The following is a 23959-nucleotide window of genomic DNA, read 5'->3' on the forward strand; positions in this document are numbered from 1 at the left end:
GCAATTCAGTTGTCCATTTTTTGGTAAATGGCTGGTGCGACTAATTTAAGTGGAGTATCAAGTCCATTTAAAGTTTCCGAATGACTGATGATAAAGTAGCCTCCCGGACGCAGTCTCTCATACAATCGGCTCACTAGTTTCTTTTTAGTCGCTGCGTCGAAATAGATCATGACATTGCGCAAGAAAATCACCTCAAACATACCAAGGTCCGGCAATGGCTCGATCAAGTTGGCGATACTAAAATGAACGCGCTCTTTAATCGGAGCATCCATCAGAAAAAAATCTTCAAACTCTTCCTTACCTTTTAAACAGTATTTTTTTAGTAAAGGAAGTGGAATTTTTTCGGCTTGTAACATCGGATACAAACCTCTCCGCGCTTTCTCCACTACGCGAGTAGAAATGTCCGTCCCAATCACTTCCCAATTATCAGTTGCAAAATGTTCAGCCAAGGTCATTGCGATCGTGTAGGCTTCTTCCCCGCTGGAGCTGGCAGCGCTCCAAATTCTAATATTACGTTGCTTCGCATACGCCGGAAAAACAACTTTTTCTAGGTAAGTAAAGTGTTTTGGCTCACGGAAAAAATAGGTTTCATTGGTCGTGAGTAAATCAATCGCTGCGGTCGTTTCATCTTCATAGCCAGGTCGACCGAGGAGTGCAAAATAGTCGGTATAACTTTGTAAGCGATTGGCACGTAAACGTTTATCGAGGCGACCCATGACTAGGGCTTGTTTGCCGTCGCTCAAAGAAATTCCTGTTTTCTCATATAAGAAACGCGAAATCCACTCAAATTCCTTTGGTTCCAAAGGAATTGAGCTAGTGTTGCGAACGCTACTAGGCGTCATTCTCTGCCTCTGTGTTCATGTCAAGTCCACCGTGCATCGTTTGACCAAGGGCGACCATTTCATCGAGGGACAGAACTTGATCGAGATTGAGTACGATGATAAATCTGCCTTCTTTCTTGGCCATACCGCTGATAAAATCAGGTCGAATCTTAGCCCCGAAAGATGGGGGTGGTTCGATGTCGCTACTCATAATGTCGACGACTTCATTCACGGAGTCGACGACAATACCAATCGATTGAGCGTCATCGTCATTTTCCATCTCAATGATGATGATGCTGGTTCGTCTTGAAATTTGAGTCACACTTTTTCCAAATCTCGCTGAGAGGTCAACGACAGGTACTACCTTACCCCTTAAATTGATAACACCTCGAATAAACTTCGGCATCATGGGAACCTCAGTTAACTCACCATATTGAATAATCTCGCGGATATTCAAGATTTTTAAGGCGAATGGATCGCCACCCAACAAAAAAGTTAAGTATTGCTGATTGTTGTCTGTAGCGGTTGACGCGGGCTGAACCGCATTTGACTTCTCGGTTTTCGTTAATTCCATCATTGCGATGCTCCTAAATACTTTAGAAACGTTCAAATTTTGATTTGTCCATGTGGTTTGCTTGTTGGATTTGCCCGCCACGCTTGATTTCGGCGCTAGGTGTTCTTTGTATTGTGACAGGCACTTTAAACGATTGGTTAGTTGTTCCATTCAGTCTGAAAAAACTGATTAATTCCTTGAGCTGTTCCGCTTGGCTAGTCATCTCCTCAGCCGTAGCCGCTAGCTGCTCACTAGATGATGCATTTGTTTGTGTAATTTGATTCATTTGGTTCATTGCACTGTTAATTTGGCCTACTCCAGCAGACTGTTCTTGAGAAGCTGCAGCAATCTCTTGGACCAAGTCTGAAGTTTTGCCAATTCCTGGGACAATTTCGTCAATCAGCTGCCCAGCCCTCTCAGCTGTCTTGACACTGCCGCCCGCCAAGTCACCAATTTCTTTCGCTGCGAATTGACTGCGCTCTGCTAATTTTCGTACTTCCGCAGCGACTACCGCAAAACCCTTGCCGTGTTCGCCAGCTCGGGCAGCCTCAATTGCGGCATTCAATGCGAGCATATTTGTTTGGTAGGCTATGTCGTCAATGATACTGATCTTGGTTGCGATCTCTTTCATAGCTACGACAGTTTGTTTGACGGCACTTCCACCGTCATTTGCATCTTTCGAGGCTTTTTCAGCTATGTTGTCAGTGATCTTAGCGTTCTCAGCATTCTGATTAATACCCGCTGCCATCTCCTCGATACTTGCGCTGGTCTCTTCAACCCCGGCTGCCTGTTCGCTGGCAGCCTGTGAGAGCGCTTGGGAGGTCGCACTAATCTGTTCAGAAGCATTTGCTAGCGCGTCAGTTGAATTGATGACATCGGTAACGATTTGTGACAGCCGTGCGATTGTATCGTTGGTGGCATTCTTGAGATCGCCGAAAGTACCCTCAAAATCTTTCTCAATATACTGAGTCAAATCTCCGTCCGCTAATGCTGCAAGGACACGTAACGTTTCACTGAGCCCCTCATCACTCACTTCCATCAATTGATTGATGTCACTACTTAGCTTACCAAAGAAGCCTGTTTTTCCTTCCAAGCTAATGCGACCACTGAAGTTGCCCGCTGCCGCATTAGCAACAATTTCACCAACTTCTTTTTCAATTTGAACCTCTCCAGTTCTATCGAGCCACTCGACTACGCTACCGAGACGCTCTCCTTGTTCGTTGATAACAGGGTTGGCTGAGAGTGCAAAAGTTGCTCCGCCAATACGAATCTGTGCTCGATGGGTTGCGGTAAAAGTCGCCAGCATCTCGCGTTGGTGTGCCGGATTTTTGTGGAATTGATCGATGTTCGATCCTATTAAATTTTGGGCTGAGAAATGCGGTAATGATTTGCGAATCTCGTTTTCTGCTTTTTGTAGCATGGCAATGACAGAGCGATTCGCGTAAATGATATTTCTATCATTGTCAGCAATCATGACGTTCGTCGCACTACCGTCGAGCGCAATCTTGATCCTTAAGTTTTCATTTGCCAGTTTTTCAGAACTTGCTAGCGCAACTAAGTGGTCTGTGATGTCTGCCCATTCAACCACACTGCCGATTCGCGCACCATTATCGTTGATGACCGGATTGGCTGATAGTGTGAAAGTGCGGCCACCAACGTTAATTTGCGCACGATGTGTTGAGCTAAACTTAGCGAGAATTTCTTTCTGATGCGCAGGTTTTTTGTGGAAAGCATCAATATTCGTACCGATTAATTTATCGACCTTGAAACCTGGCAGTTCTTTTTGTAAGTCACTTTCAGCGTTGGTAAGCATACTGATGATCGATTTATTCATGTAAATGATATTTCGATCATTGTCCGCAATCATTACGTTCGTCGCGACGTTATCAAGTGCAATCTTAATCCGAAGCGTCTCCGCTGCTGATTTCTCGCTCTCTTCAATTCGTTTTCTCAAATTCTGGACCATTAAATGGAGTGCTGCTGCGATACTTGTAGTATCGCTTTCCCGAATATCGATCGACGCATTCAAATTTCCACTTGATACTTCCTGCGCGAATTCAGCGACTGTTCCTGGCTCATTTCCGATCTGGCGCATCATAGTCCGAACGATCCATAGCATAAGCATTATGACGATAAGGAGAAGCATTAAGCAAAAGCCCATCGTGTATAGTCTTTCGGCCTGAGACTGGCGGACAATTTTTTCTGCCTGTTTGTCTAGCTCTTTAATTAAAGTCATCTCGAAATCTATGTTTTGATCGATGACGAGCGTTAGCTTTTGGAAGTATGTTTTCGGATCGTAATTTAATTTATCTGCTTGAGTAATGTTATCGTTTGCTAACTCAATTATTTCTAGGGTCTTCCCTTCGATCTCCTGAAAGCGATTTGCTAGGCTTGAATAGCTCTGGTCAATTGAGCTTAATTTTTGCAGGATGGACCGACTTTTTTCCAGCTCGTCGCGAATCAATTCCTGGCGTGCAGCGAGTAAATTTTTTTCTTGTGTCGTCGCACTTGCTTTCGTCAGAAGTCCGGCCCCAAAACCGCGAGAAATCGCTACATGTTCATTTAGTCTTAATACATTGTCAGTAGAGAGTAGTCCGAGGAAGTAGGTCGGGCCATCAGGACTCAAGGTCAAACCGCTGTTGTCAGCAATTTGATTAATACTGACTGACGCCATTTTAATTAGTGCTGTGTGCTTGCTAAAACTTTCGCCTGCTGTGAATCTGTCCCTGTCTGCTAGAATCGCTTGCCATTGTGTTCGTAGGCTTTTAACGTTCTCGTCGACTTTCAGGTTTGGACGCAGTTTCGTCTCTGCGTACAGCTTTTCTAATGCAACGTTCGCTTCTTGACTGGCATTGTCTCGAGCTGTTCGCTGTTCTTGTGCACCGTTCAAGACAGAGGCATTTAGGCCTCGATGCTTTTGCAAAGCTTGTATCGCTTTTGCGGCAAGTGGAATGACGTCAGCACCTTCTTTCTCAAGTTGGACTATCGAAATATTGCTATTTACATGAGTCAATACCATAGAGAATGGCAGCCCAAAGAGCGCGAGCACGAAGAAGCCAACGATAGAGAATTTTTTCCACATCTGCATGTTGATGAAATAGTGATTCATATACACCTCTAAGAAAATGCTGTTGATTGCTATTTGGGAAGTTAAGTCAATTAGCTCATAAAACGAAATAAGCCGAACACGGATGTAGTGTTGTTCTAGCCGTTTTGTAGATAGTTTTGCTTACTTTTACGTGTTACCTGGGAAAGCATGCTTGAAACGCTTAAAATTAAGGCAACTTCGCCGCTACCTAAAATTGTTGAACCACCAATTCCTTGTAAGTGTTGGAAAAGTTTTCCTAGTGGTTTGATCACTGTTTGGAATTCACCGAGGAGACAGTCAACTATGAGTCCGGCTCTATGTTCTCCGTATCCAACTACGACGACATTTTCTCTGCGTGGTACTGTACCAGGAACATCATATAGCTGCCGTAACCGAATAAACGGTAGCACTTCTCCGCGCAGGTCCATGTACTCATCTCCAACTTCGAGTCGAGGAAGTTCTAAACATTCAATGACGTTATCTAAAGGTATGACGAAGGAAGAATCACCTACACCAACTAGGAAGCCGTCAATAATCGCGAGGGTTAATGGCATGCGAATGCGCATGGTGGCACCGACGCCCATTTCACTGTCGATCTCGATGGTGCCGCGTAAGGAGGTGACATTGCGTTTGACAACATCCATGCCAACGCCGCGCCCAGATAGATTGGAAACTTGATCAGCTGTCGAGAAGCCGGCTTCAAAAATCAATGCGTAGATATCTTTGTCGCTCAAATTAGCGCCAGACATAACGAGACCACGTTCGATAGCCTTTGCCAGAATTTTGTCGCGATTGAGTCCGCCACCATCGTCTGATACCTCAATCACGATACTGCCCGATTCATGATATGCGTTAAGACGCAGTGTTCCTTGTGCCGGTTTGCCGCGGGCTGCGCGAAGGGCCGCGACTTCGATACCGTGATCCATAGAATTGCGAACTAAGTGCATGAGTGGATCGCCAATTTTGTCGACCACAGATTTGTCTACTTCAGTATCACCACCGGATATTTCCAACGCAATATCTTTTCCTAACTCGATACTGACATCTCGAACAACACGTTGGAAGCGGCTGAACGTCGTGCCAATTGGCACCATGCGCAATTGCAAAGCACTGTCGCGAACTTCTTCGACCAAACGCATGACTTCGCCGGTAGCTTCAAGTAAGGCAACATCATTGGTTTTATTGGCCCGCAAATTCGCTCCAGCACCCGCAATCACTAATTCGCCGACCAAGTCGATCAATTTGTCGAGGCGTTCAGCATCAACTCTAATATTTTGTTTTTCTCGTGCTTTGGTATCTTTGACCTGTTGCTGCTTGTTCAGTGCTGCGTTCAGTATCGGCTGTTGCAGCATTTCCTGTTTAACGAGAATTTCTCCGATCGGCGCTTCGCTTGCCTTGCCGTCGGCGCCCTTATGGCGCTGTGCCTGTAAACGCAAACATTCATCAAGTTCGTGTTTGGTTAAGACACCACTCTTAATGAGAATTTCACCAATGAGTTCGGTGTCATCAGGGAGGTTATTAATGATGTCGATATACTCATCGATTTTACTATTCGGTGGAACGATACGGATCGTGCTTTCTTCGCGCACGAACTCAAACACGTTTTCAATGGCTTCTTTGCTGGCACTACTTTTGAGTACAACTTCGAAACCGAGATAGCAGGTTTCGGCATCCATTTTTTCGATTTCAGGGATGGCATCTGTGACAGTTAGCAAGTTGACTACATCACCTAAGGTACTCAAATATCGAATGAATGAGAGTGGATCCATACCATTGCGAAGGCAGTCGGCACCGAACCGTAATGATAGATACCAGTTTCCCGAGTCCATCGCTCCGCCACCGCTAGTGTGTGGGGTTTGCTCGTTTTCTTGCGAGACAACTTGCACTTGTGATTGCCCTGCGCCATTGAGGAAGGAACGTAATTGCACATGAAGGGCTTCCCCTAGCGCGTGTTGTTCTGGCGTCTCTTGTAGTATTCCCGCTGCTATACCGTCTACTAAAGTACTGATATGGTCCCTGCAAGGGAGAAGCACTGCAATGATTTCGGCCGAAACGGGAATTTCTTCATTTCGCACCATGTCGAGCACACTCTCAACCACATGAGTGAAATGGACGATATGATCGAGTCCAAATAGCCCAGAAGAGCCCTTGATGGTATGTGCTGCGCGAAAGATCGCCCCTATCGAATCTGCTGGATTGGGATCATGCTCTAAACCTAGTAGCCCATCTTCCATGTCCTGCAATAACTCGCGACTCTCGACTACGAAGGTGTCTAGCGCGGCTTTCATTTCATCTTCGAAACTCATATCAGCTCCAAATTGGGCGAATTAGGTCAGTACTATTTGATCACCAAAACTAGTGGTCATATTCGACATCTCAAGAATCTCTAATACGGCTTTACTATGCATGCTGTAATGCAGTTTCTTTTTGCGACGTGCGGCTTCTTGTTTTAGTACAATCAACACTTGCAGACCAGCGCTGTCCATCTCATTTACTTGGGATAAATTGATCTCAAGTTCATCTGCAGCATCAAGGGCTTCCTGCAAGGATTGCTTTTCTGTCGCAGCCGTGTAAATCGTCAATTCGCCGGCAATCGTACGCGTTTCCATGACGAGCCTCGTTATGGCAAAATTAATTTGGAGACTGCGGCTAACATTTGGGCTGGTTGGAAAGGTTTAACCACCCATGCTTTCGCGCCGGCGGCTTGTCCTTGCAATTTCTTCCCTTCCTGTGATTCAGTCGTCAACATAATGATCGGCGTAAATTTATACATAGGTAGTTTCTTGACCTCTTGCACGAATGTGATGCCATCCATGATCGGCATGTTGACGTCAGAGATGATCAGGTGAACCTTTTGCCCTTTTAATTTAGAAAGAGCATCTTGACCATCTGCGCCTTCGATCACGGTGTAGCCGGCGCCGCGTAGGGCCAGTCCGACTACTTGTCTTACTGATGCGGAATCATCAACTACCATCACTGTTTTTGACATGTTGTACCTCACTCAAATTGGACTGCTGTTTTGCGGGGAAAATTAAAAGAAGGTGATTTCACTCTCGCCTTGACCGCTATCTTTGGATGGAGGTCTCGTTTGAGCATGATTAAAATGCTGGTCGTCCATGGTGTAATAAGTTTCTAGTTCTTTCATCCACTGGTCTTTGTCAGGGAAAGCTAGATTGTCTTCATAGGTCGTAATGAGTTTTCCAATGTCGCGGTCGAGGACGGCGAGCATTTGGCTGACACGATCTTGATACTGCAGTGTCACGATGAGATTTTCTACGTCATTGCGAATAACTTCCCCTTGTTGACGCATGGTTTCGGCCGCTTGGCCCAAATCTTGAACGTGGCCCAGCACGTCCTTCACAACGTTGCCAGATTTCAGAAGCACGGCGCGATCATCCGCATTTGCTTTTTGAGCAGCACGTAATGTTTCTTTGACGACGACGGAAATTTCATTGACTCTAACGCTAATCGTATTCCCGGTTTCTGCGGAAATTTGCGAGAGGCGCCTGACTTCGCCTGCAACGACGGCGAAGCCGCGGCCATGAATACCAGCGCGGGCGGCTTCGATGGAGGCGTTGATGGCTAATAAATTTGTTTGCGCGGCGATTACGCCAACGCTATGAGCCATGTCCTTAAGATCAGCCGTGGATGCGGCGAGACCACCGATGGCTTCTAGCATCTCACTTTTACTGTTGAGCATTTTTTCCAACTGCTCAATCAAAGGTTGAAGGTCGTCGCGACATAGGTCAAGTAGGTGCATGGTCGACTGGTGTTGCTCTGAGCTCGACTCACCTATTTTGCTTGAGAAGCCAGCAGCATCGAATTGACCGACTAATGAGCTAAAGCTTTCAATCAATTGAATTACCGCAGTCTCTGTTTTCTCTTTGACGGACACCACATGATTCTGCCAAACGGGTAAAACGGTTTTGAAAAATTCGGTGCGGTTATCAAGCTCGCTGTCAAAGCTTCGCTGTGCTTTGTCCGTGCTATAACTCTCGGCATCCTCAATATCATCATCGTCGACTGGCTCAGCAATAATGTGCTGAATATCAGATTCTTTAATCTCTGTAACTGTTCTAGGATCTTCTTCGACCGTTTTTAACGGTTCCCATTTTTTCCAAATTACAGCGACTACCACTACACAGATAAAAGAAAGAAATTGAAGTGGACCCGCTTTTGAAAACAAAGGGAGCGCAGCAAAGAAAACCAATAGCACGGGCAGCATCAGGGCAAGTCGTACGCCGCCTTTTTGGTAAAAGCCATCTAATGTCTTCCTAGATAAACTCATTTGCTTCGTATCTCCCTATAAACACAAGAATAAATAAGGCGGGTCGAAATAGTCTAAGGAATGCTGCAGCGTGCTCGGATTTTTATGCGAAAAATCAGGTTACCAGAAAAGGTGAATTTGTTGCCATATGGATATAGCTTAGCACGCTTATCTTGTGCATTGTTGCCTGAAATCAAATACAAACTGTTGTTTTTGGGCGCAAGTTGAACTGTTGTCGTTTTTTGTGCATTCACGTTCTTTTCTGTGTCGGTAACAAGACCTTTCATAAGTTATTTGTCAGAGAAATTCTAAGTGTCACAACAATCGAGTTGACAATTACGATTCCACGGTGTCCAATGAAAACATGCACCAAGACAACAAAATCATGTCTTTACATGTAAAAAGCGTTGAGGTTATGGGTGGGGAATATGAGTGAGAAAAAAGCGCTGCGTGTCTTAATCGTCGATGATTACGATATGACACGAACCTTGTTGCGAATTATTTTGCGTGGGCAAAATTTTGAGGTTGTCGGGGACGCCACCGACGGACAAATGGCAGTGGAAATGTGTCAGCGACTAAAACCAGATATTATGCTGCTCGACGTTGTCATGCCGAAAATGAACGGCCTCGATGTGTTAGCGAAATTAAAAGCGATGAGTGGCGCACCATTAGTCTTGATGGTCACCAGTTCCGAAGAAGAGAAGGTTGTTTCCCAGGCCATGCAATTAGGGGCGAGCGGATATATTCTTAAGCCGTTTAATACAGCAAGTGTCATTGAGACGCTCAACGAAGCGAGAGAACGTTTTATTTTGCGGAGTGCTGCTTCAGTATCGCGAACTGCTGCGAACAGTTGATCTTGCCGTATCTCACCTAAGCTTAGTTACCACCCGCGAAGTTGTGCTGTCGCCAGGCTTCGTAAACAACGATTGCAACCGTATTTGATAGATTTAGACTCCGATTGTCTGGGCGCATTGGTAATCGAATTCTTTGGCTCTCAGGGAAGGATTCTCTGAGTTCTTTCGCCAACCCTCGTGTCTCAGCGCCAAAAACAAAATAGTCGCCCGCTTCAAATGTGATACTGGCAAAACTCGATGAACCATGCGTGGTCATGGCAAACATGCGAGTCGAAGGCGGGTTTTCGCTGTCGATGAAGGCTTGCCAGTCCTTATGCACCTTCATTTTCGCGTATTCGTGATAATCGAGACCCGCACGTTTTAATTTGCTGTCTTCCAGCGGAAAACCTAATGGCTCGATCAAGTGCAATTGCGCTCCAGCGTTTGCACATAAACGAATAATATTGCCGGTATTTGGCGGAATTTCTGGTTCGACTAATACAACATTAAACACAAAGGACCTCTTTAGTGGCGTTTTGCCCGCATCATAGCAAAAGTTTTCTAAGGGCGGCGCGGCGTTCGTGCGAAAACAAAATTGGTGACGGTAGTTGCACCTGCGCGTTTAAGTGTTTTTGCAACTTCGTTTAGTGTGGCGCCTGTGGTCATAACGTCATCGACAACCCCAACATGGCGATCAAGGATTTGATGCTTGAAAGTCATATTGCAAACAAAGGCACCGCGCGTATTTGCGGAACGTTGTGTTAACGGTATTAAGCTTTGGGCCTGCGTTTCTCTGATACGGGAGAGTAGGCAGGCCTGCTTAGGAATGCCAAGTTGCTCTGATAGATGCCGTACAACTTCCCAAGATTGATTAAATCCGCGCTCGGTCAGTCTAAGTCTTCCTAACGGTACGGGGGCGATGATTGATGGTAGCAGCCTATCTTGTTTGGTAATAATCGATTCGCGAATGGTGAATGCCATCAATTGGGCGATCGGCAGTTGCTGTCCAAACTTTAGTCGTTGTACCAATTCATCGATAGGTGGGACGTAATCGGTGCCGACGATAGTGAAATCATAAAAAGGTGAAGTTTTGAGGCACTCCCCACATTTTTGATCGTTGTCTGCATCGGTCAGTTGAATGCCGCATTGATCGCAGCGAGATTTCCTTGCAATGATGAAATCTTCGGCGCATTGAGGGCATACGGCACCTTCAGTACGCTCTGAGCATAATTGGCAGCGCGAAGGAAGCAAGTAATTCAGAGCGTAAGTAAAGGGGTTCATCTTTGATCGGTTACACTTACAAGCTATGCAGTTGTTGAGAATTATTAAAAAAACTATTTTATATTGAATTTTTCACTTTATGGATAAGATAAGTGCGCCGATTGATCTAGCTGAAGTTCGACGCTTGTTCGCGAATCCACGCAAAATAGAGTCGAGTGCGTTCTTGCGCAGAGAAATCGCTGAGCGTATGCGTGAAAAACTGGATTTGGTGAGAATTGAGGCTAAAGCTATTGCGGATATTGGTTGTGGCATGGGGGAGGAATTACCTTATTTACAGCAACGTTTTCCTGAATCCCGCATAGTTGGTATCGACGGATCGCTTGAGTTGTTGAAGGTGGGTTTGCAAAAGCAAAAAAGTGCAGGTGTCGGGGTCGCTAATTTTTTGAAGAAAATTCTGCCTACAGAATGGGTTGGAAGTAATCCCTACGACGGAATCTGTAGTGACTTTGCGAAGTTACCTATCGCGGCAAATAGTCTTGATGTGATTTGGTCAAATCTAGCCTTACATTGGCATCCCATGCCAGATCTTGTGCTGGCCGAATGGCGTCGTGCACTGAGAGTCGGGGGGCTATGCATGTTCTCTTGTTTTGGTCCGGACACCATGTCAGAACTAAGAAATGCTTTCGCTGAAGTAGACGAGGACCCGCACGTTCTACCATTTGTTGATATGCATGACTTTGGCGATATGTCGGTTCATGCCGGGCTTGCCACCCCGGTCATGGATATGGAGAAAATCACTATTCGTTATGCCAAAGTCGAACAATTGTTGTCAGATGTACGCGCTTTAGGGGGAAATCCGCTATTGAATCGGAAAAAAGGCTTGTTTGGGAAATCAGCCTATGCGAAGCTCTTGGTGTTGCTTGAAAGAAATCGCGCCGCAGATGGTCGTATCCCGTTGACGTTTGAAATTATCTATGGGCACGCTTTCAAACCTCTGGCTACAAAACTTGCCAGTGGGGAATCAATTATCCGTTTTGAAAAAAACAAGAAAAATGAATAATCGTAATTTTTTGCCTTTCAAACCGCGTTAAGTTTGTCCCGAATTACTAACAAAAAGGCGTGAGTGTCAATATGATTTTACGCAGTTGTCCAGTGATTTCTTCTTGATATAGCGCAGCTTTACGCTTTATACTCTTGTAGTTGTGGAAGTTGTCAGTGTTTTCTATGGGCAATTTCTGGTGAAAATTCTAATAGGTTTTTGGGGAAATCATGAAACATGCATTAAAGTCGAGAATGCTTGGTGCTTCGCTGATGCTTGGTGCTTCATTGACGGCAGCAACGCTGCCTGCGATGGCAGCAGTCAAAAATAGTGAAGGCGGCCCTGCTGTACGCCAGCTTAATTTGCAGGCACCGGTGACACAAATCGCCGAGCAAATTTACTCCATCCACAATTTGATGTTGTACATCTGCCTAGCGATCTTTATTGCTGTGTTTGGCGTGATGTTCTACTCCATTTTGAAACATCGTAAATCAGTCGGTCACAAAGCGGCTACTTTTCATGAAAGTACCACTGTTGAGATCTTGTGGACTATCGTTCCATTTTTGATCGTGATCGGTATGGCTTTGCCTGCGACTAAAACAGTCGTGGCAATGAAAGATACATCCAACGCTGACATTACGATCAAAGCGACAGGGATGCAATGGAAATGGGGCTATGATTACCTCAAGGGTGACGGTGAGGGCATCGCGTTCTTGTCTACACTCTCTACTCCACGTACACAAGTTGGCGCTCCAGGTGTTGCTCCAACTGAAGCTCGTGGCGTGAACTACCTTCTCGAAGTCGACAATGAATTGGTCGTTCCAGTCAATAAGAAGATTCGTATCATCACAACAGCCAATGACGTAATTCATGCTTGGACTATCCCAGCATTTGGCGTGAAACAAGATGCGATCCCTGGTTTCGTTCGCGACACATGGTTCAAAGCAGAGAAAATCGGTACTTACCGTGGTAACTGCGTTGAGTTGTGCGGTAAAGAACATGCCTTTATGCCTATCGTAGTTAAAGTTGTCTCTGAAGATGACTACAAAGCGTGGGTCGATACCAAGAAAAAAGAAATGGCAGCGAAAGCCGATGATCCAAGCAAAGTATGGACTGTCGACGAGTTGAAACAACGCGGTGAGAAAGTCTACGCAGCAAATTGCGTTGCTTGCCACCAAGCCAATGGTAAAGGTGTACCAGGTGCATTCCCAGCACTCGATGGTTCCGCAGTAGTTGGCGGTCCAAAAGCAGCGCAAGTGAATATCTTGTTGAACGGTATTCGCGCAATGCCAGCTTGGAAAGCTTCTTTGTCTGATACAGAAATTGCTGCGGTAATTACTTATACCCGTAATAGCTGGTCGAATAAGTCAGCAGAAAACATCGTCCAGCCAGCCGAAGTTTTGGCTGCGCGTAAGTAATTGAACAGGAGATTGAGATGAGTAATACAGTAGCTGATCACGCACACGATCACTCTCATGGTCATGACGACCACGCGCACGACCATCCGCACGGCTGGCGTCGTTATTTATTCGCCACTAACCACAAAGACATTGGTAACTTGTATTTGTGGTTTGCATTCACGATGTTGTTGCTCGGTGGCGTGATGGCATTAGGTATTCGTAGCGAATTGTTCCAGCCTGGCCTGCAATTAATGCAACCAGAATTCTTCAACCAATTGACCACGATGCATGGCTTGATCATGGTTTTCGGTGCGATTATGCCGGCTTTCGTTGGTTTTGCTAACTGGATGATTCCATTGCAAATCGGTGCCTCCGACATGGCCTTCGCCCGTATGAACAACTTCTCGTTCTGGTTGATGCCGCCTGCAGCGCTGCTGTTGGCTGGTTCATTCTTCGTTCCTGGTGGCGCAACTGCTGCTGGTTGGACTTTGTATGCACCACTGTCAACCCAAATGGGTCCGGGTATGGACATGGCGATTTTCGCGGTTCACATCATGGGTGCATCATCCATCATGGGTTCAATCAACATCATTACGACTATCTTGAACATGCGCGCTCCTGGCATGACCTTGATGAAGATGCCAATGTTCTGCTGGACATGGTTGATCACTGCTTATTTGTTGATCGCTGTTATGCCAGTCTTAGCTGGTGCGATTACGATGACTTTGACAGATCGTCACTTCGGCACATCATTCTTTAATGCTGCTGGCGGTGGTGATCCAGTGATGTACCAACATATTTTCTGGTTCTTCGGTCATCCAGAGGTATACATCATGATTTTGCCAGCGTTCGGTATCGTTTCTCACATCGTTCCAGCATTTGCACGTAAGCCATTGTTCGGTTACGAATCCATGGTGTACGCAACATCGTCTATTGCGATCTTGTCTTTCATCGTTTGGGCTCACCACATGTTCACAACAGGTATGCCAGTTACTGCGCAGCTGTTCTTCATGTACGCAACGATGTTGATTGCGATTCCCACTGGCGTGAAAGTGTTCAACTGGATTGCAACAATGTGGAAGGGTTCGATGACTTTCGAAACACCAATGTTGTTCGCAGTTGGTTTCATTTTCGTGTTCACAATGGGTGGTTTCACTGGTTTGATTTTGGCTGTGACGCCAATCGACATTCAGTTGCAAGACACGTACTATGTTGTGGCTCACTTCCACTATGTATTGGTGGCGGGTTCCTTGTTTGCCTTGTTCGCCGGTTTCTACTACTGGGGACCAAAATGGACCGGTTTCATGTACAACGAAACACGTGGCAAGATCCATTTCTGGTTATCTCTGATTTTCTTCAACGTGACTTTCTTCCCAATGCACTTCTTGGGCTTGGCAGGCATGCCACGTCGTTACGCAGATTATCCAGCGCAATTTACTGACTTCAATATGATTGCATCCATTGGTGCTTTCGGCTTCGGTTTGATGCAAGTGTATTTCATCTTGTTTGTGGTTATTCCATCCATCAAAGGTGGTCAGCCAGCAGAAGCGAAACCTTGGGAAGGCGCAGAAGGTTTGGAATGGACAGTTCCAAGCCCAGCACCATTCCATACATTCGAAGTTCCACCAGAAGTGAAGTAATCCCGGTCGCTTGATCATATTAAAAATCGACCTCATCTCGTATGAGGTCGAATTTAAAGAAATAAAATGAGTAACGAAAAGAAACCAAATAATTTACGCACTGCCTTGATTTTGTTGTCAGTCGTTGTCGTTTTTTTCGTTGGTGTCATCGTTAAGCAGGCCTTTTTGTTAGGTAAATAAAACAAAATGGCTGATCATGATTCACCGGAAGTAAAGTCGGAGTCGCAGACCCTTAACTGGGTAATGTTGAAAAAGCTGACAGTGATCGCCGTGGCGATGTTCGGTTTTGGATATGCTTTGATTCCGATTTATAAGCAAATTTGCGAGCTCACAGGAGTCAATATTCTGACTCCAAAAGATATCGACCTGAAAGAAATCAAGAACTCCCAGATCGATATGTCTCGTGAGGTGACGATTGAGTTTGATGCCAATACACAGGGACCATGGCGTTTTCGTCCTACTGTATCTAGCATCAAGGTTCACCCAGGCGAAATGGCGCAAGTGGTTTATGAAGTGGTGAATAAGCAATCCTATAAAATGGATGCGCAAGCAATACCAAGTTACGCGCCGCAACAAGCGACTGCGTACTTTAAGAAGATGGAGTGTTTCTGTTTCAAACAGCAAACTTTGGAAGCAAATGAGGCGCGGCAAATGCCGGTGACGTTTTATATTGATCCGGCGCTGCCGAAAGACGTAAAGACAATTACCTTGTCTTACACGTTTTTTGAAGTTGGTTTGAAGCAGCAAGACGCTAAAGCAGGTTTATAGCAGTAGTCTGAAAGTAAGTATGAGTGACCTGAAAGACGCGAGTAAAAGAAAAGGCTCTTTGTTGGCAACGATGAAGGCTGTGATGTGGTCGTTTTTGGGCATTCGTAAAAAAAGTGATTACGAAAAAGATGTGGCACAGTTAAATCCACTGCATGTCGTGATTGCAGGCGTGATTGGTGCGGCGATCTTTATTACGGTGTTGATCTTTATCGTAAAAAGTGTCGTTGCGAAGTAAACAAATTATTTAGATTAAACTCAGTTTAAAAATTGTATCGGGAGATGGAAATGAGTTCTCACAACGCTACGGCGCCACATTATTTTGTGCCAGGCCCTTCACAGTGGCCAGTCTTAGGCGGCGCGACTTTGTTAACAACAATGATCGGCGCATCTGCTTGGGTTAATGGTTTGCAATGGGGTGCTTACCTCAATTTTGTAGGTATTTTCTTGACTTTGGTTGTCCTGTATAAATGGTTTGGTGATGCGATCGCAGAATCCGAATCTGGCAAATATAGTGCTCGTATCGACGTATCTTTCCGTTGGAGTATGAGCTGGTTTATTTTCTCCGAAGTGATGTTCTTTGGTGCCTTCTTCGGTGCTTTGTTCTATGCACGTAGTATCTCCATGCCATGGTTGGCAGATCTGGATCACAAAGTTTTGTGGCCTGATTTCGCAGGTATTTGGGGTGGTACTGGTCCAGCGGGCGTTGTTGAGTCATTCAAAACAATGGGTCCATTCCCAATTCCAACCATTAACACTGCTTTGTTGTTGACTTCTGGCGTTACTTTGACGATTGCTCACCATGCTATTCGTGAAGGTCAACGTTCTAAGACAGCATTCTGGTTGTTTGCAACTGTGTTGTTGGGCGCAATCTTCATGGGTTTCCAAGCCTATGAATATATGCACGCCTACAGTGAATTGAACTTGAAATTAACCTCTGGCATTTATGGTTCTACGTTCTTCATGTTGACAGGTTTCCACGGTTTCCACGTGACAATGGGCGCCATCATGTTGTCCGTTGTGTTGTATCGTGTCATGAAAGGTCACTTCACACCTGAACACCATTTCGCGTTCGAAGGCGCTGCTTGGTATTGGCACTTCGTTGACGTCGTTTGGTTGGGCTTGTATGTTGTTGTGTACTGGATGTAATCACACCAACAGACTCATATAAAAAAGCCGCACAATGTGCGGCTTTTATTCTTTGTGAGGTCTTTAGGATTTATCGAATTCCAGTGGGTTGGACTAGTCCGTAATGATTGGCAATCAGAATTAATAGGAATAGGCAAACAGAGAAGCCAACACGGAATGCCAAGGCTTTGACCGTGCGGTTGCTACGACCTTTATCTTTCATCATATAGATCAAAGCTGAACCGAGGCTGAAAAAGATAAGTAAGAAGGCAATGCCGACCAGAATTTTCATGCTGTGTACCTAGAAGAGAAAAACACTATTGTAATGCCTAAGTTTAAAATCCCACGCGCTTTACCCTTGATTGCGACGATCTCAGTCTGTGTCGTCGGCATTTTGCTCGGCAATTGGCAAACACGTCGAGCGCAAGAGAAAGAGGAAATCGCTCGTCAAATAGAGGTACAGAGCAAAGTACCGGTTCAATTGGCAAATTCGGTTGTGCTAGCCAATGTCAAAGCTTATCAGCGCTTGCGTTTGCGTGGCACTTTTATACAGCAGTGGCCGCTATATCTTGATAATCGTCCAATGAATGGCAAAGCTGGAATGTATGCATTAATGCCGTTTCAAATTAGTGGTAGTGGTGAAACTGTTTTGGTTGAACGTGGCTGGTTTCAGCGCGATCTTAAGGAAAGAACTAAAATACCTCCCTTGTCTGCGCCACAAGGTGAAATCGAAATTGAAGGTGTCGTACGTAGTCATATCGATCGCTCGATGCAGCTCGGAGCGAATGAAATTCTGGTGCCTAACGCTATCGTACAGAATCTGTCAGTCTCAGCCGTGGCGGAGGTATTGAAAGTAAAAATGCCAGAATGGGTGCTCGAACAAACTTCCGATCAAGGTGCAGGTTTACAAAGAGATTGGCCCGCTCCGTCGAATGGAGCTGATAAACACCGTGCCTATGCTTTTCAATGGTATGGACTCGCTGCAATGGCAGCCTTATTTTTTGTCGTAACAGGAATTCGTCGTGGAAAAAAATAGTAATCAAACTAGTCGCGGTCGCTGGAAATTGTTCATGGTCTTGGCCGTTTGTGCCTCACCAATGATCGCTTCCTACTTCACTTACTACGTGATCAAGCCTGAGAGTAAGACTAACTATGGAACGATTTTGAATCCGCGCGAGTTCCCTGTGCCGCAACTGAATTCGATGAATTCCGTAGGCAAAAATCAAGAGCTCAGCAGCCTAAAAGGTAAGTGGTTGATGCTGCAAGTTGATCGTGGCTCTTGTGAAACAGCATGCCAGAAAAAACTGTACGACATGCGCCAGTTACGTACGGCGCAAGGTAAGGAGATGGAGCGTATTCAACGTGTTTGGTTGATTACCGATGAAGCGACCGTGGAAGAAAAATTGAAACAGGGGATTGCAGGTACGGAAATGCTTAGAGTCGCACCTGCCGTGCTTGAAAAATGGTTGCCAACCGAGCAGGGCGCAACTATCTATGATCATATCTATCTGATCGATCCATTGGGGAATTTGATGATGCGCTTCCCTAAAGACGCCGATGCGAATAAGGTTAAAAAGGATTTGTCTAAACTCTTGAAAGCTTCGGCGATTGGTTAAGCCATGATTGAAACCATCACCCTAGGTCTTGCGTTATTGGCGGTCGGTTTCGTTCTCGGCTCCCTTGCGCTTTTTGTAGTTTGGCGCTCGCAAGACTCAAACAAATACAAGAAGCTAATTGCTATCACTGTATTTTTGACTTTTGACCTCATCGTTTTCGGAGGCTTCACTCGTTTAACGGATTCTGGCTTGGGCTGCCCTGATTGGCCAGGTTGCTATAGTGAGATGAACCCACTGTTGGCACACGAAGAGATTAAGGCTGCGGAGGCAGTTTTGCCCGATGGCCCAGTGACCGTAGCGAAAGCTTGGATCGAAATGATCCACCGCTACTTAGCCATGGCAGTCGGCATGTTGATCGTCTCACAGATGGTGATGGCTTGGTGGCAGCGTAAACAACGTCAACGTTCTCCTTGGCTGCCGACATTTTTGTTCTTCTTTGTTTGTTTGCAGGGGGCGTTTGGCGCATGGACTGTCACGTTGAAATTGCAGCCCGTGATCGTCACTACGCATTTGTTGCTTGGACTTGGCCTACTAGCACTCTTAGTTTGGTCGCTTGAGCGAGAGCAGCAAGTTGCTGCTGCGGTCAAGACCTATCCTACTAGATTGCGTTGGATGGCAATCGTGGCTTTCGCTTTACTCTGGCTGCAAATTGCCCTCGGCGGATGGGTCAGTACCAACTATGCAGCATTGGCTTGCACTGGTTATCCAAGTTGCAATGGTAGTTTAGTACCTGACCTAGATTGGGAGCATGCTTTTCATTTATGGCGCAAACTAGGTAAAACAGCTGAAGGGGAATACCTCCCGTATAGTGCATTGGTCACTATTCAATGGGTACATCGTAGTTTTGCCTGGATAGCGATTTCTGCTGTGGCAACTTTGGCGATGATGGCAAGATCAGAGCTCAGTCTGCGTCGTTTAGCAAACCAAATCTTGGCCGTGTTAACGCTTCAATTTGTAACTGGAGTGGCAACTGTCTACTTTAATTGGCCTTTGGGCTTAGCGGTCTTGCATAATGCAGGCGCAGCAATGCTCGTCTTGATGCTGAGCATGTTAAACTACCGAGTTCGCTACGGCACCCACACCAGTTAGTTTGTTTTCCCATGACCACTTCCAGTATCAAGACTAGCCGTTTGGCTCAGTATATCGCTTTGACGAAACCGCGCGTGACGCAACTCGCGGTGTTTTGCGCCGTCATCGGTATGTTTCTGGCCACTCCTGGTTTGCCTGATTGGCGAGTGGTGTTAGCTGCGACCATCGGTATCTGGTTGCTCGCTGGTGCTGCTTTCGCCGTCAATTGCCTAGTCGAACGTGAAATTGACTCTCGCATGGCGCGCACCGCACGTCGCCCAAGTGCCCAAGGTGAAATGAGCGCGAAGCAAATACTCATTTTCTCGACCGCAATAGGCGGTCTGGGGATGTGGATTCTGTATGCGTTTGTGAATCCCTTAACGATGTGGCTTACTTTTGTCACCTTCGTTGGGTATGCTGTTATCTATACGATTATTTTGAAGCCAGCAACACCACAAAACATCGTGATCGGTGGTTTGTCCGGCGCCATGCCGCCCGCATTAGGGTGGGCTGCGATCGCAGATGATGTACCCAAACAAGCATGGCTGTTGGTCTTGATTATCTTTGTCTGGACGCCGCCGCATTTCTGGGCCTTGGCGATGTATCGCCGAGATGACTATGCCAAGTCTGGTTTGCCTATGCTACCCATCACGCATGGACCGGAATTCACGCGTTTCCATATCTGGTTGTATACGATTGCGTTATTCGCAACCACGATGCTTCCTTATGCGATCCATATGAGTGGCCTCATCTACTTGGTGAGTGCGATCATATTGGGCTTAGCCTTCTTGTGGTACGCGTGGCGGATTTATCGCCATTATGACGACTTGTTGGCGCGTAAGACCTTTACGTTTTCCATCGTCTACCTATCTTTGTTGTTCCTCGCTTTGTTAGTCGATCATTACCTACGGTTTTGAATATGAACTCCTTTTTTCAGCGCAGTAAAAGTGCAGTCGTTTGTGGTTTGTTGTTTGCCCTTTCTTTGAGCTTATCTGCCTGCGACAAAGGTGGCGAAAAGAAGCAGAGCGAAGCGTTTTTGAATACCGATTTGACCGGTCTGGATTACGTTAAAGACTTTTCATTAACGGATCACAATGGACAAGCGCGAAGCTTGAAAGACTTCAAAGGCAAGGCTGTCATCGTTTTCTTTGGTTACACCCAATGCCCAGATTTCTGCCCAACGACGATGGCTGAAATGTCTAATGTGATGAAGCAATTGGGGCCGCTCTCCGATAAAGTACAAGTCTTATTTGTCACGGTTGATCCGGAGCGTGATACGCAAGAGTTGCTGGCAAGCTATGTACCTAATTTTGATAAGCGCTTCCTTGGCTTGCGCGGTGATGACGCAGCGACCCAGAAAGTGGTCAAAGACTTTAAAGCCTTTTTCCAAAAGAGCCCAGGCAAGACTGCGGACAGTTATACCGTAGATCACACGGCGGCCAGCTATGTGTTTGATCCTGAGGGGCGTTTGCGTTTATATATAGCCTACGGACAAAAGCCAGAAGCGATCACACATGATGTAAAGATCTTATTGCAATAAATCAACTAGTGTGGCGAGAATTTTTTTGTAAATAAAATTCGCCAGCCATATCCCAAATAAAAACGGCACTGATATTCAGTGCCGTTTTTTGTGACCTACTTTAAGACGACTACATCGGGTCGTCTTCGCATGGCTTTAGTTGAAGCTAATCAAGGCTGTTTTCATCTTCTTCAAGGCCGCACTCTCGATTTGACGAATACGCTCAGCAGAAACGCCATATTCATCAGCCAAATCATGCAATGTCGCACCAGAGCCATCATCGTTCTTTAACCAACGTGATTCGATGATATGACGTGAACGTGGATCGAGTTTAGCTAAAGCAGTTTCCAAACCTTCACTTTGCAAACGATCGTATTGTTGTGCTTCGATGATATTAGTTGGTTCTTCTGCGTCCGTCTTGAGATAAGCGATGGGCGCGAATTTTTCATCTTCGTCATCGCTCGAGCCATCAAGCGCTACATCGCGACCTGATAAACGCATTTCCATTTCAATCACGTCTTCGCGTTTGACATCGAGTTTGCTCGCCAAACTGTCGATTTGTGCAGGCGTCATGGAATCGAGACCTTCTTTATTACTGCGCAGATTAAAGAACAATTTACGTTGTGCTTTGGTCGTCGCGACTTTTACCAAACGCCAGTTCTTCAAGATGTACTCGTGCATTTCCGCTTTGATCCAATGCATTGCATAGGACACTAAACGAACGCCTTGGTCTGGATCGAAGCGCTTAACTGCTTTCATCAAACCGATATTACCTTCTTGGATCAAATCGGCGTGCGGTAAGCCATAACCGAGATAGCCACGTGCGATCGAGACCACCAAACGCAGGTGAGACATAACCAACTGCTGCGCAGCAGCGAGGTCATTGTTATTTTTTAGGCGGGTCGCGAGATCAGTTTCTTCTTCATGCGACAGCATAGGCAAACGATTGACCGCCGAAATATAGGCATCGATATTGCCCAGTGTGCCGGTAAACCCCAGAGCTAAAGCGGTGCTATCCGATGGACGCAAAATGCCTTGTGCTGATGTTTGTGTCATGTTTCCTCCTGATATCAATCAGATTGTTTCTTTAATGCCAAGGCCCACAATAGTAACGAGGCCTTCGAATTCTTATATTAGCACTCAATTGGGATGAGTGCTAATAATCTGTTCGTTTTTGGGTTTTTCAAGTGGGTCAGCTCAAAATTTTTGTCAAACATTTAATGAACTGAGGCGTAGACGCTATTGAAATCGACCTAGCAGTGAAGAGCAACGGTAAAAACTTGCCCATTTTGCTCAGAGCAAGCTTCTATTCCTTCAAACCAAGTGAATTATTGAGGTAATTTTGCTAATTGACGTCTGACTGAGAGGTAAGCACCAGCCCAACCTAGCAATTTGCTGACGATGAGTAGTGCCAAGCTTGGCAATAGCCCTAATGGACTGAGATGAAATTCCGATGCGTACAGCTTAGCAAAATCAGCAATCGCTTGATTCAAAGGTTGTAAGGACAGAGCTACCAAGCCAAGTGCGACTAAACCAGAAAAGATTCCCATTAGGGCCCCGGTATAGTAATAGGGCTTGTGAATGAAACTATTGGTCGCACCGAGCAAGCGACTTACGCTAATCTCGGCTTGATGCGACAAGACTTGTAGGCGCGTGGCATTAAATACGACGACAATCACGACAACACCCAAAGTCCCTGCCAGAAACAGTAAAGCAAGTTCCAAAATGTGCATTAAGGCAGCCAATCGCTTGACCCAAGCGGAATCTACCTGCACCACATCGACACCATCCAAACCACGTAGTTGTGCACTTAATTGTTCTACTTTGTCTGCATCGTCTGCCGATAGAGCGAGCACATAGGCATCAGGCAGGGGGTTTCCACCAAGAGTAGATAGCACCTCGGCCAAGCTCGATGTGCTTTCCATGCTCGCTAGTGCTTTGTCCTTGGTGACGAAATTGACTTTGGCGTTGACCTTCGCATCCTTTAATAATCTCTTGATCGGTGCTGCGAGGTTGGCAGCATCGGTGCTTGCGACGTTTGTTTTCAAGAAAATACTGATTTCCGGTTCGATCGATAGTTGTGACGCAATCGGCCTGAGGTTTTGTATCACTGTTAAGCCAGCAATCGGCAGTGCAAGGGCGATCGCGACCACTAAGACATTGAATAGAAAATTACCAGGCGCGGCGCGTAAATGTTTAAGCGCACCGTTAATTGCATACATATGTTGTCGGAACCAATTTGTCATAGTGTCAGTTATCTCGAAAATTAGGCAGCGGCAGCGGAAGTCCACGCGTCGGTTACTTCGCCTTTATTCAGGTAAATAACACGATTGGCTTGATCTAGAAATTGCTCATCATGGCTAGAAATAATGCAAGTCACACCTGAGCGTTGAAATGCGCGCAAAGCTTCGATCACGATCATGGCGTTCTCTCTATCGAGATAGGCAGTAGGCTCATCGGCCAAAATAATCTGCGGACGATTGACGATAGCACGTGCGATCATGACCCGTTGCTGTTCACCGCCCGATAATGCCAGTGGTGATGAGTGCGCTTTGTCGAGCATATTGAGTCGTTCTAAGGCTGCGCTTGCACGGGTTTGCGCGTCAGCGGTCGACTCGCCAACGACGATCATAGGCAGCATGACATTGCTGAGAACATCACGATCGAGTAATAGACCTTGGCCCTGAAGAATTAATCCCAGTTTGCGACGCAAATACGGCAAGCTACCGCTTTTGAGTTTACTAATATCTTGACCGTTCATCATGACCGCGCCTGTGCTCGGCTTTTCCATGCCAGCGATCATCTTTAATAAAGTCGATTTGCCAGCGCCTGATGGTCCTGCCAAGAAGACTAATTCACCGTCACCGATCGTGAATGAGACATCACGCAAGGCATACACTTCACCGGCGTAGATTTTCGAAACTTGCTGAAATTCAATCATCGTGTTGTAGGCTCAGTAAATATTGTTTGATGTTGTGGTCTAAGTAAATCGAGTCTAATA

General features: G+C 45.9%; 26 protein-coding genes. 13 read left to right on the forward strand and 13 right to left on the reverse strand.

The window, feature by feature from the left end; all coding sequences use genetic code 11:
- Positions 1-5: 5 nt before the first annotated feature.
- From H8K36_RS13415 to H8K36_RS13445, 7 genes are all read right to left on the reverse strand, one after another.
- The gene (locus H8K36_RS13415) at positions 6-842 is read right to left on the reverse strand and encodes a CheR family methyltransferase (RefSeq protein WP_186917005.1); all 837 of its coding nucleotides are present in this window, start codon (positions 840-842) and stop codon (positions 6-8) included.
- Positions 832-1398 (reverse strand): chemotaxis protein CheW, encoded by a 567-nt coding sequence (locus tag H8K36_RS13420; protein ID WP_230404631.1) that lies wholly within the window; start codon positions 1396-1398, stop codon positions 832-834. Before H8K36_RS13420 ends, H8K36_RS13415 begins: the two co-directional genes overlap by 11 nt.
- Positions 1399-1417: 19 nt before the next feature.
- Entirely contained in the window at positions 1418-4483 is a 3066-nt protein-coding gene (locus tag H8K36_RS19635; RefSeq protein WP_329604231.1) for a methyl-accepting chemotaxis protein, read from the reverse strand.
- A gap of 95 nt (positions 4484-4578) precedes the next feature.
- A complete protein-coding gene (locus tag H8K36_RS13430; RefSeq protein ID WP_186917006.1) occupies positions 4579-6768 on the reverse strand; it encodes a chemotaxis protein CheA in 2190 nt (729 codons plus the stop codon).
- A gap of 21 nt (positions 6769-6789) precedes the next feature.
- Entirely contained in the window at positions 6790-7071 is a 282-nt protein-coding gene (locus H8K36_RS13435) for an STAS domain-containing protein (protein WP_186917007.1), read from the reverse strand.
- Between the two features lie 11 nt (positions 7072-7082).
- On the reverse strand, positions 7083-7451 hold the full coding sequence (locus H8K36_RS13440) for a response regulator (protein ID WP_186917008.1): 369 nt from the start codon (positions 7449-7451) through the stop codon (positions 7083-7085).
- 42 nt (positions 7452-7493) lie between these two features.
- Positions 7494-8750: a methyl-accepting chemotaxis protein gene (locus H8K36_RS13445; protein ID WP_186917009.1), complete on the reverse strand. Its 1257-nt coding sequence runs from the start codon at positions 8748-8750 to the stop codon at positions 7494-7496.
- Between the two features lie 407 nt (positions 8751-9157).
- Between H8K36_RS13445 and H8K36_RS13450 the strand changes: the two genes are divergently transcribed.
- On the forward strand, positions 9158-9583 hold the full coding sequence (locus H8K36_RS13450) for a response regulator transcription factor (RefSeq protein ID WP_186917010.1): 426 nt from the start codon (positions 9158-9160) through the stop codon (positions 9581-9583).
- 22 nt (positions 9584-9605) lie between these two features.
- Here the strand turns inward: H8K36_RS13450 and trmL are convergent, their stop codons facing one another.
- On the reverse strand, positions 9606-10076 hold the full coding sequence (gene trmL / locus H8K36_RS13455; RefSeq protein WP_186917011.1) for a tRNA (uridine(34)/cytosine(34)/5-carboxymethylaminomethyluridine(34)-2'-O)-methyltransferase TrmL: 471 nt from the start codon (positions 10074-10076) through the stop codon (positions 9606-9608).
- A 47-nt stretch (positions 10077-10123) separates the two neighbouring features.
- On the reverse strand, positions 10124-10843 hold the full coding sequence (locus H8K36_RS13460; protein WP_186917012.1) for a ComF family protein: 720 nt from the start codon (positions 10841-10843) through the stop codon (positions 10124-10126).
- Between the two features lie 79 nt (positions 10844-10922).
- Between H8K36_RS13460 and H8K36_RS13465 the strand changes: the two genes are divergently transcribed.
- From H8K36_RS13465 to H8K36_RS13490, 7 genes are all read left to right on the forward strand, one after another.
- A complete protein-coding gene (locus H8K36_RS13465; RefSeq protein WP_186917013.1) occupies positions 10923-11843 on the forward strand; it encodes a methyltransferase domain-containing protein in 921 nt (306 codons plus the stop codon).
- A gap of 209 nt (positions 11844-12052) precedes the next feature.
- Positions 12053-13240, forward strand: a complete 1188-nt coding sequence (gene coxB, locus H8K36_RS13470; protein ID WP_186917014.1) for a cytochrome c oxidase subunit II — start codon at positions 12053-12055, stop codon at positions 13238-13240.
- Between the two features lie 17 nt (positions 13241-13257).
- Positions 13258-14862 carry a cytochrome c oxidase subunit I gene (ctaD, locus tag H8K36_RS13475; protein ID WP_186917015.1) on the forward strand — a complete coding sequence of 535 codons (1605 nt, stop codon included), beginning with the start codon at positions 13258-13260 and terminating at the stop codon, positions 14860-14862.
- 66 nt (positions 14863-14928) lie between these two features.
- Positions 14929-15042 carry a cytochrome oxidase small assembly protein gene (locus H8K36_RS19160; protein ID WP_222611224.1) on the forward strand — a complete coding sequence of 38 codons (114 nt, stop codon included), beginning with the start codon at positions 14929-14931 and terminating at the stop codon, positions 15040-15042.
- Between the two features lie 6 nt (positions 15043-15048).
- Complete coding sequence (locus tag H8K36_RS13480; protein WP_186917016.1) at positions 15049-15630, forward strand: cytochrome c oxidase assembly protein; 582 nt, start codon at positions 15049-15051, stop codon at positions 15628-15630.
- 19 nt (positions 15631-15649) lie between these two features.
- The gene (locus H8K36_RS13485) at positions 15650-15865 is read left to right on the forward strand and encodes a DUF2970 domain-containing protein (RefSeq protein ID WP_186917017.1); all 216 of its coding nucleotides are present in this window, start codon (positions 15650-15652) and stop codon (positions 15863-15865) included.
- Between the two features lie 50 nt (positions 15866-15915).
- Positions 15916-16776, forward strand: a complete 861-nt coding sequence (locus tag H8K36_RS13490; RefSeq protein WP_186917018.1) for a cytochrome c oxidase subunit 3 — start codon at positions 15916-15918, stop codon at positions 16774-16776.
- A gap of 70 nt (positions 16777-16846) precedes the next feature.
- On the opposite strand, the gene H8K36_RS13495 is transcribed toward H8K36_RS13490, so the two are convergent.
- Positions 16847-17047: a twin transmembrane helix small protein gene (locus tag H8K36_RS13495; RefSeq protein WP_186917019.1), complete on the reverse strand. Its 201-nt coding sequence runs from the start codon at positions 17045-17047 to the stop codon at positions 16847-16849.
- A 33-nt stretch (positions 17048-17080) separates the two neighbouring features.
- Here H8K36_RS13495 and H8K36_RS13500 point away from each other — a divergent pair, with 33 nt between their 5' ends.
- Genes H8K36_RS13500 through H8K36_RS13520 form a run of 5 tightly spaced genes read left to right on the forward strand, consistent with a single transcriptional unit; the run spans position 17081 to position 20979 of the window.
- Positions 17081-17791, forward strand: a complete 711-nt coding sequence (locus H8K36_RS13500) for an SURF1 family protein (RefSeq protein ID WP_186917020.1) — start codon at positions 17081-17083, stop codon at positions 17789-17791.
- Positions 17778-18371, forward strand: coding sequence for an SCO family protein (locus H8K36_RS13505; protein WP_186917021.1), 594 nt, complete (start codon positions 17778-17780; stop codon positions 18369-18371). The genes H8K36_RS13500 and H8K36_RS13505 overlap by 14 nt, the downstream gene beginning before the upstream one ends.
- A 3-nt stretch (positions 18372-18374) precedes the next feature.
- Entirely contained in the window at positions 18375-19460 is a 1086-nt protein-coding gene (locus H8K36_RS13510) for a COX15/CtaA family protein (protein WP_186917022.1), read from the forward strand.
- 11 nt (positions 19461-19471) lie between these two features.
- On the forward strand, positions 19472-20356 hold the full coding sequence (gene cyoE / locus H8K36_RS13515; RefSeq protein ID WP_186917023.1) for a heme o synthase: 885 nt from the start codon (positions 19472-19474) through the stop codon (positions 20354-20356).
- 2 nt (positions 20357-20358) lie between these two features.
- The gene (locus H8K36_RS13520; RefSeq protein ID WP_186917024.1) at positions 20359-20979 is read left to right on the forward strand and encodes an SCO family protein; all 621 of its coding nucleotides are present in this window, start codon (positions 20359-20361) and stop codon (positions 20977-20979) included.
- A 135-nt stretch (positions 20980-21114) separates the two neighbouring features.
- On the opposite strand, the gene rpoH is transcribed toward H8K36_RS13520, so the two are convergent.
- The 3 genes from rpoH to H8K36_RS13535 form a co-directional block, all read right to left on the reverse strand.
- On the reverse strand, positions 21115-22014 hold the full coding sequence (rpoH, locus tag H8K36_RS13525) for an RNA polymerase sigma factor RpoH (RefSeq protein WP_186917025.1): 900 nt from the start codon (positions 22012-22014) through the stop codon (positions 21115-21117).
- A 272-nt stretch (positions 22015-22286) separates the two neighbouring features.
- Positions 22287-23204: a cell division protein FtsX gene (locus H8K36_RS13530; protein ID WP_186917026.1), complete on the reverse strand. Its 918-nt coding sequence runs from the start codon at positions 23202-23204 to the stop codon at positions 22287-22289.
- A 20-nt stretch (positions 23205-23224) separates the two neighbouring features.
- Positions 23225-23899, reverse strand: coding sequence for a cell division ATP-binding protein FtsE (locus H8K36_RS13535; RefSeq protein WP_186917027.1), 675 nt, complete (start codon positions 23897-23899; stop codon positions 23225-23227).
- Positions 23900-23959: the final 60 nt, after the last annotated feature.

It is taken from the genome of Affinundibacterium nitidum (genome assembly GCF_014284155.1).
Classification (GTDB): domain Bacteria; phylum Pseudomonadota; class Gammaproteobacteria; order Burkholderiales; family Burkholderiaceae_D; genus Undibacterium; species Undibacterium nitidum.

Coding starts and splice junctions, on each gene's coding strand:
- H8K36_RS13415 (WP_186917005.1), bottom strand. CDS start 842: ATGACGCCTAGTAGCGTTCGCAACACTAGCTCAATTCCTTTGGAACCA.
- H8K36_RS13420 (WP_230404631.1), bottom strand. CDS start 1,398: ATGATGGAATTAACGAAAACCGAGAAGTCAAATGCGGTTCAGCCCGCG.
- H8K36_RS19635 (WP_329604231.1), bottom strand. CDS start 4,483: ATGAATCACTATTTCATCAACATGCAGATGTGGAAAAAATTCTCTATC.
- H8K36_RS13430 (WP_186917006.1), bottom strand. CDS start 6,768: ATGAGTTTCGAAGATGAAATGAAAGCCGCGCTAGACACCTTCGTAGTC.
- H8K36_RS13435 (WP_186917007.1), bottom strand. CDS start 7,071: ATGGAAACGCGTACGATTGCCGGCGAATTGACGATTTACACGGCTGCG.
- H8K36_RS13440 (WP_186917008.1), bottom strand. CDS start 7,451: ATGTCAAAAACAGTGATGGTAGTTGATGATTCCGCATCAGTAAGACAA.
- H8K36_RS13445 (WP_186917009.1), bottom strand. CDS start 8,750: ATGAGTTTATCTAGGAAGACATTAGATGGCTTTTACCAAAAAGGCGGC.
- H8K36_RS13450 (WP_186917010.1), top strand. CDS start 9,158: ATGAGTGAGAAAAAAGCGCTGCGTGTCTTAATCGTCGATGATTACGAT.
- H8K36_RS13460 (WP_186917012.1), bottom strand. CDS start 10,843: ATGAACCCCTTTACTTACGCTCTGAATTACTTGCTTCCTTCGCGCTGC.
- H8K36_RS13465 (WP_186917013.1), top strand. CDS start 10,923: ATGGATAAGATAAGTGCGCCGATTGATCTAGCTGAAGTTCGACGCTTG.
- coxB (WP_186917014.1), top strand. CDS start 12,053: ATGAAACATGCATTAAAGTCGAGAATGCTTGGTGCTTCGCTGATGCTT.
- ctaD (WP_186917015.1), top strand. CDS start 13,258: ATGAGTAATACAGTAGCTGATCACGCACACGATCACTCTCATGGTCAT.
- H8K36_RS19160 (WP_222611224.1), top strand. CDS start 14,929: ATGAGTAACGAAAAGAAACCAAATAATTTACGCACTGCCTTGATTTTG.
- H8K36_RS13480 (WP_186917016.1), top strand. CDS start 15,049: ATGGCTGATCATGATTCACCGGAAGTAAAGTCGGAGTCGCAGACCCTT.
- H8K36_RS13485 (WP_186917017.1), top strand. CDS start 15,650: ATGAGTGACCTGAAAGACGCGAGTAAAAGAAAAGGCTCTTTGTTGGCA.
- H8K36_RS13490 (WP_186917018.1), top strand. CDS start 15,916: ATGAGTTCTCACAACGCTACGGCGCCACATTATTTTGTGCCAGGCCCT.
- H8K36_RS13495 (WP_186917019.1), bottom strand. CDS start 17,047: ATGAAAATTCTGGTCGGCATTGCCTTCTTACTTATCTTTTTCAGCCTC.
- H8K36_RS13500 (WP_186917020.1), top strand. CDS start 17,081: ATGCCTAAGTTTAAAATCCCACGCGCTTTACCCTTGATTGCGACGATC.
- H8K36_RS13510 (WP_186917022.1), top strand. CDS start 18,375: ATGATTGAAACCATCACCCTAGGTCTTGCGTTATTGGCGGTCGGTTTC.
- cyoE (WP_186917023.1), top strand. CDS start 19,472: ATGACCACTTCCAGTATCAAGACTAGCCGTTTGGCTCAGTATATCGCT.
- H8K36_RS13520 (WP_186917024.1), top strand. CDS start 20,359: ATGAACTCCTTTTTTCAGCGCAGTAAAAGTGCAGTCGTTTGTGGTTTG.
- rpoH (WP_186917025.1), bottom strand. CDS start 22,014: ATGACACAAACATCAGCACAAGGCATTTTGCGTCCATCGGATAGCACC.
- H8K36_RS13530 (WP_186917026.1), bottom strand. CDS start 23,204: ATGACAAATTGGTTCCGACAACATATGTATGCAATTAACGGTGCGCTT.
- H8K36_RS13535 (WP_186917027.1), bottom strand. CDS start 23,899: ATGATTGAATTTCAGCAAGTTTCGAAAATCTACGCCGGTGAAGTGTAT.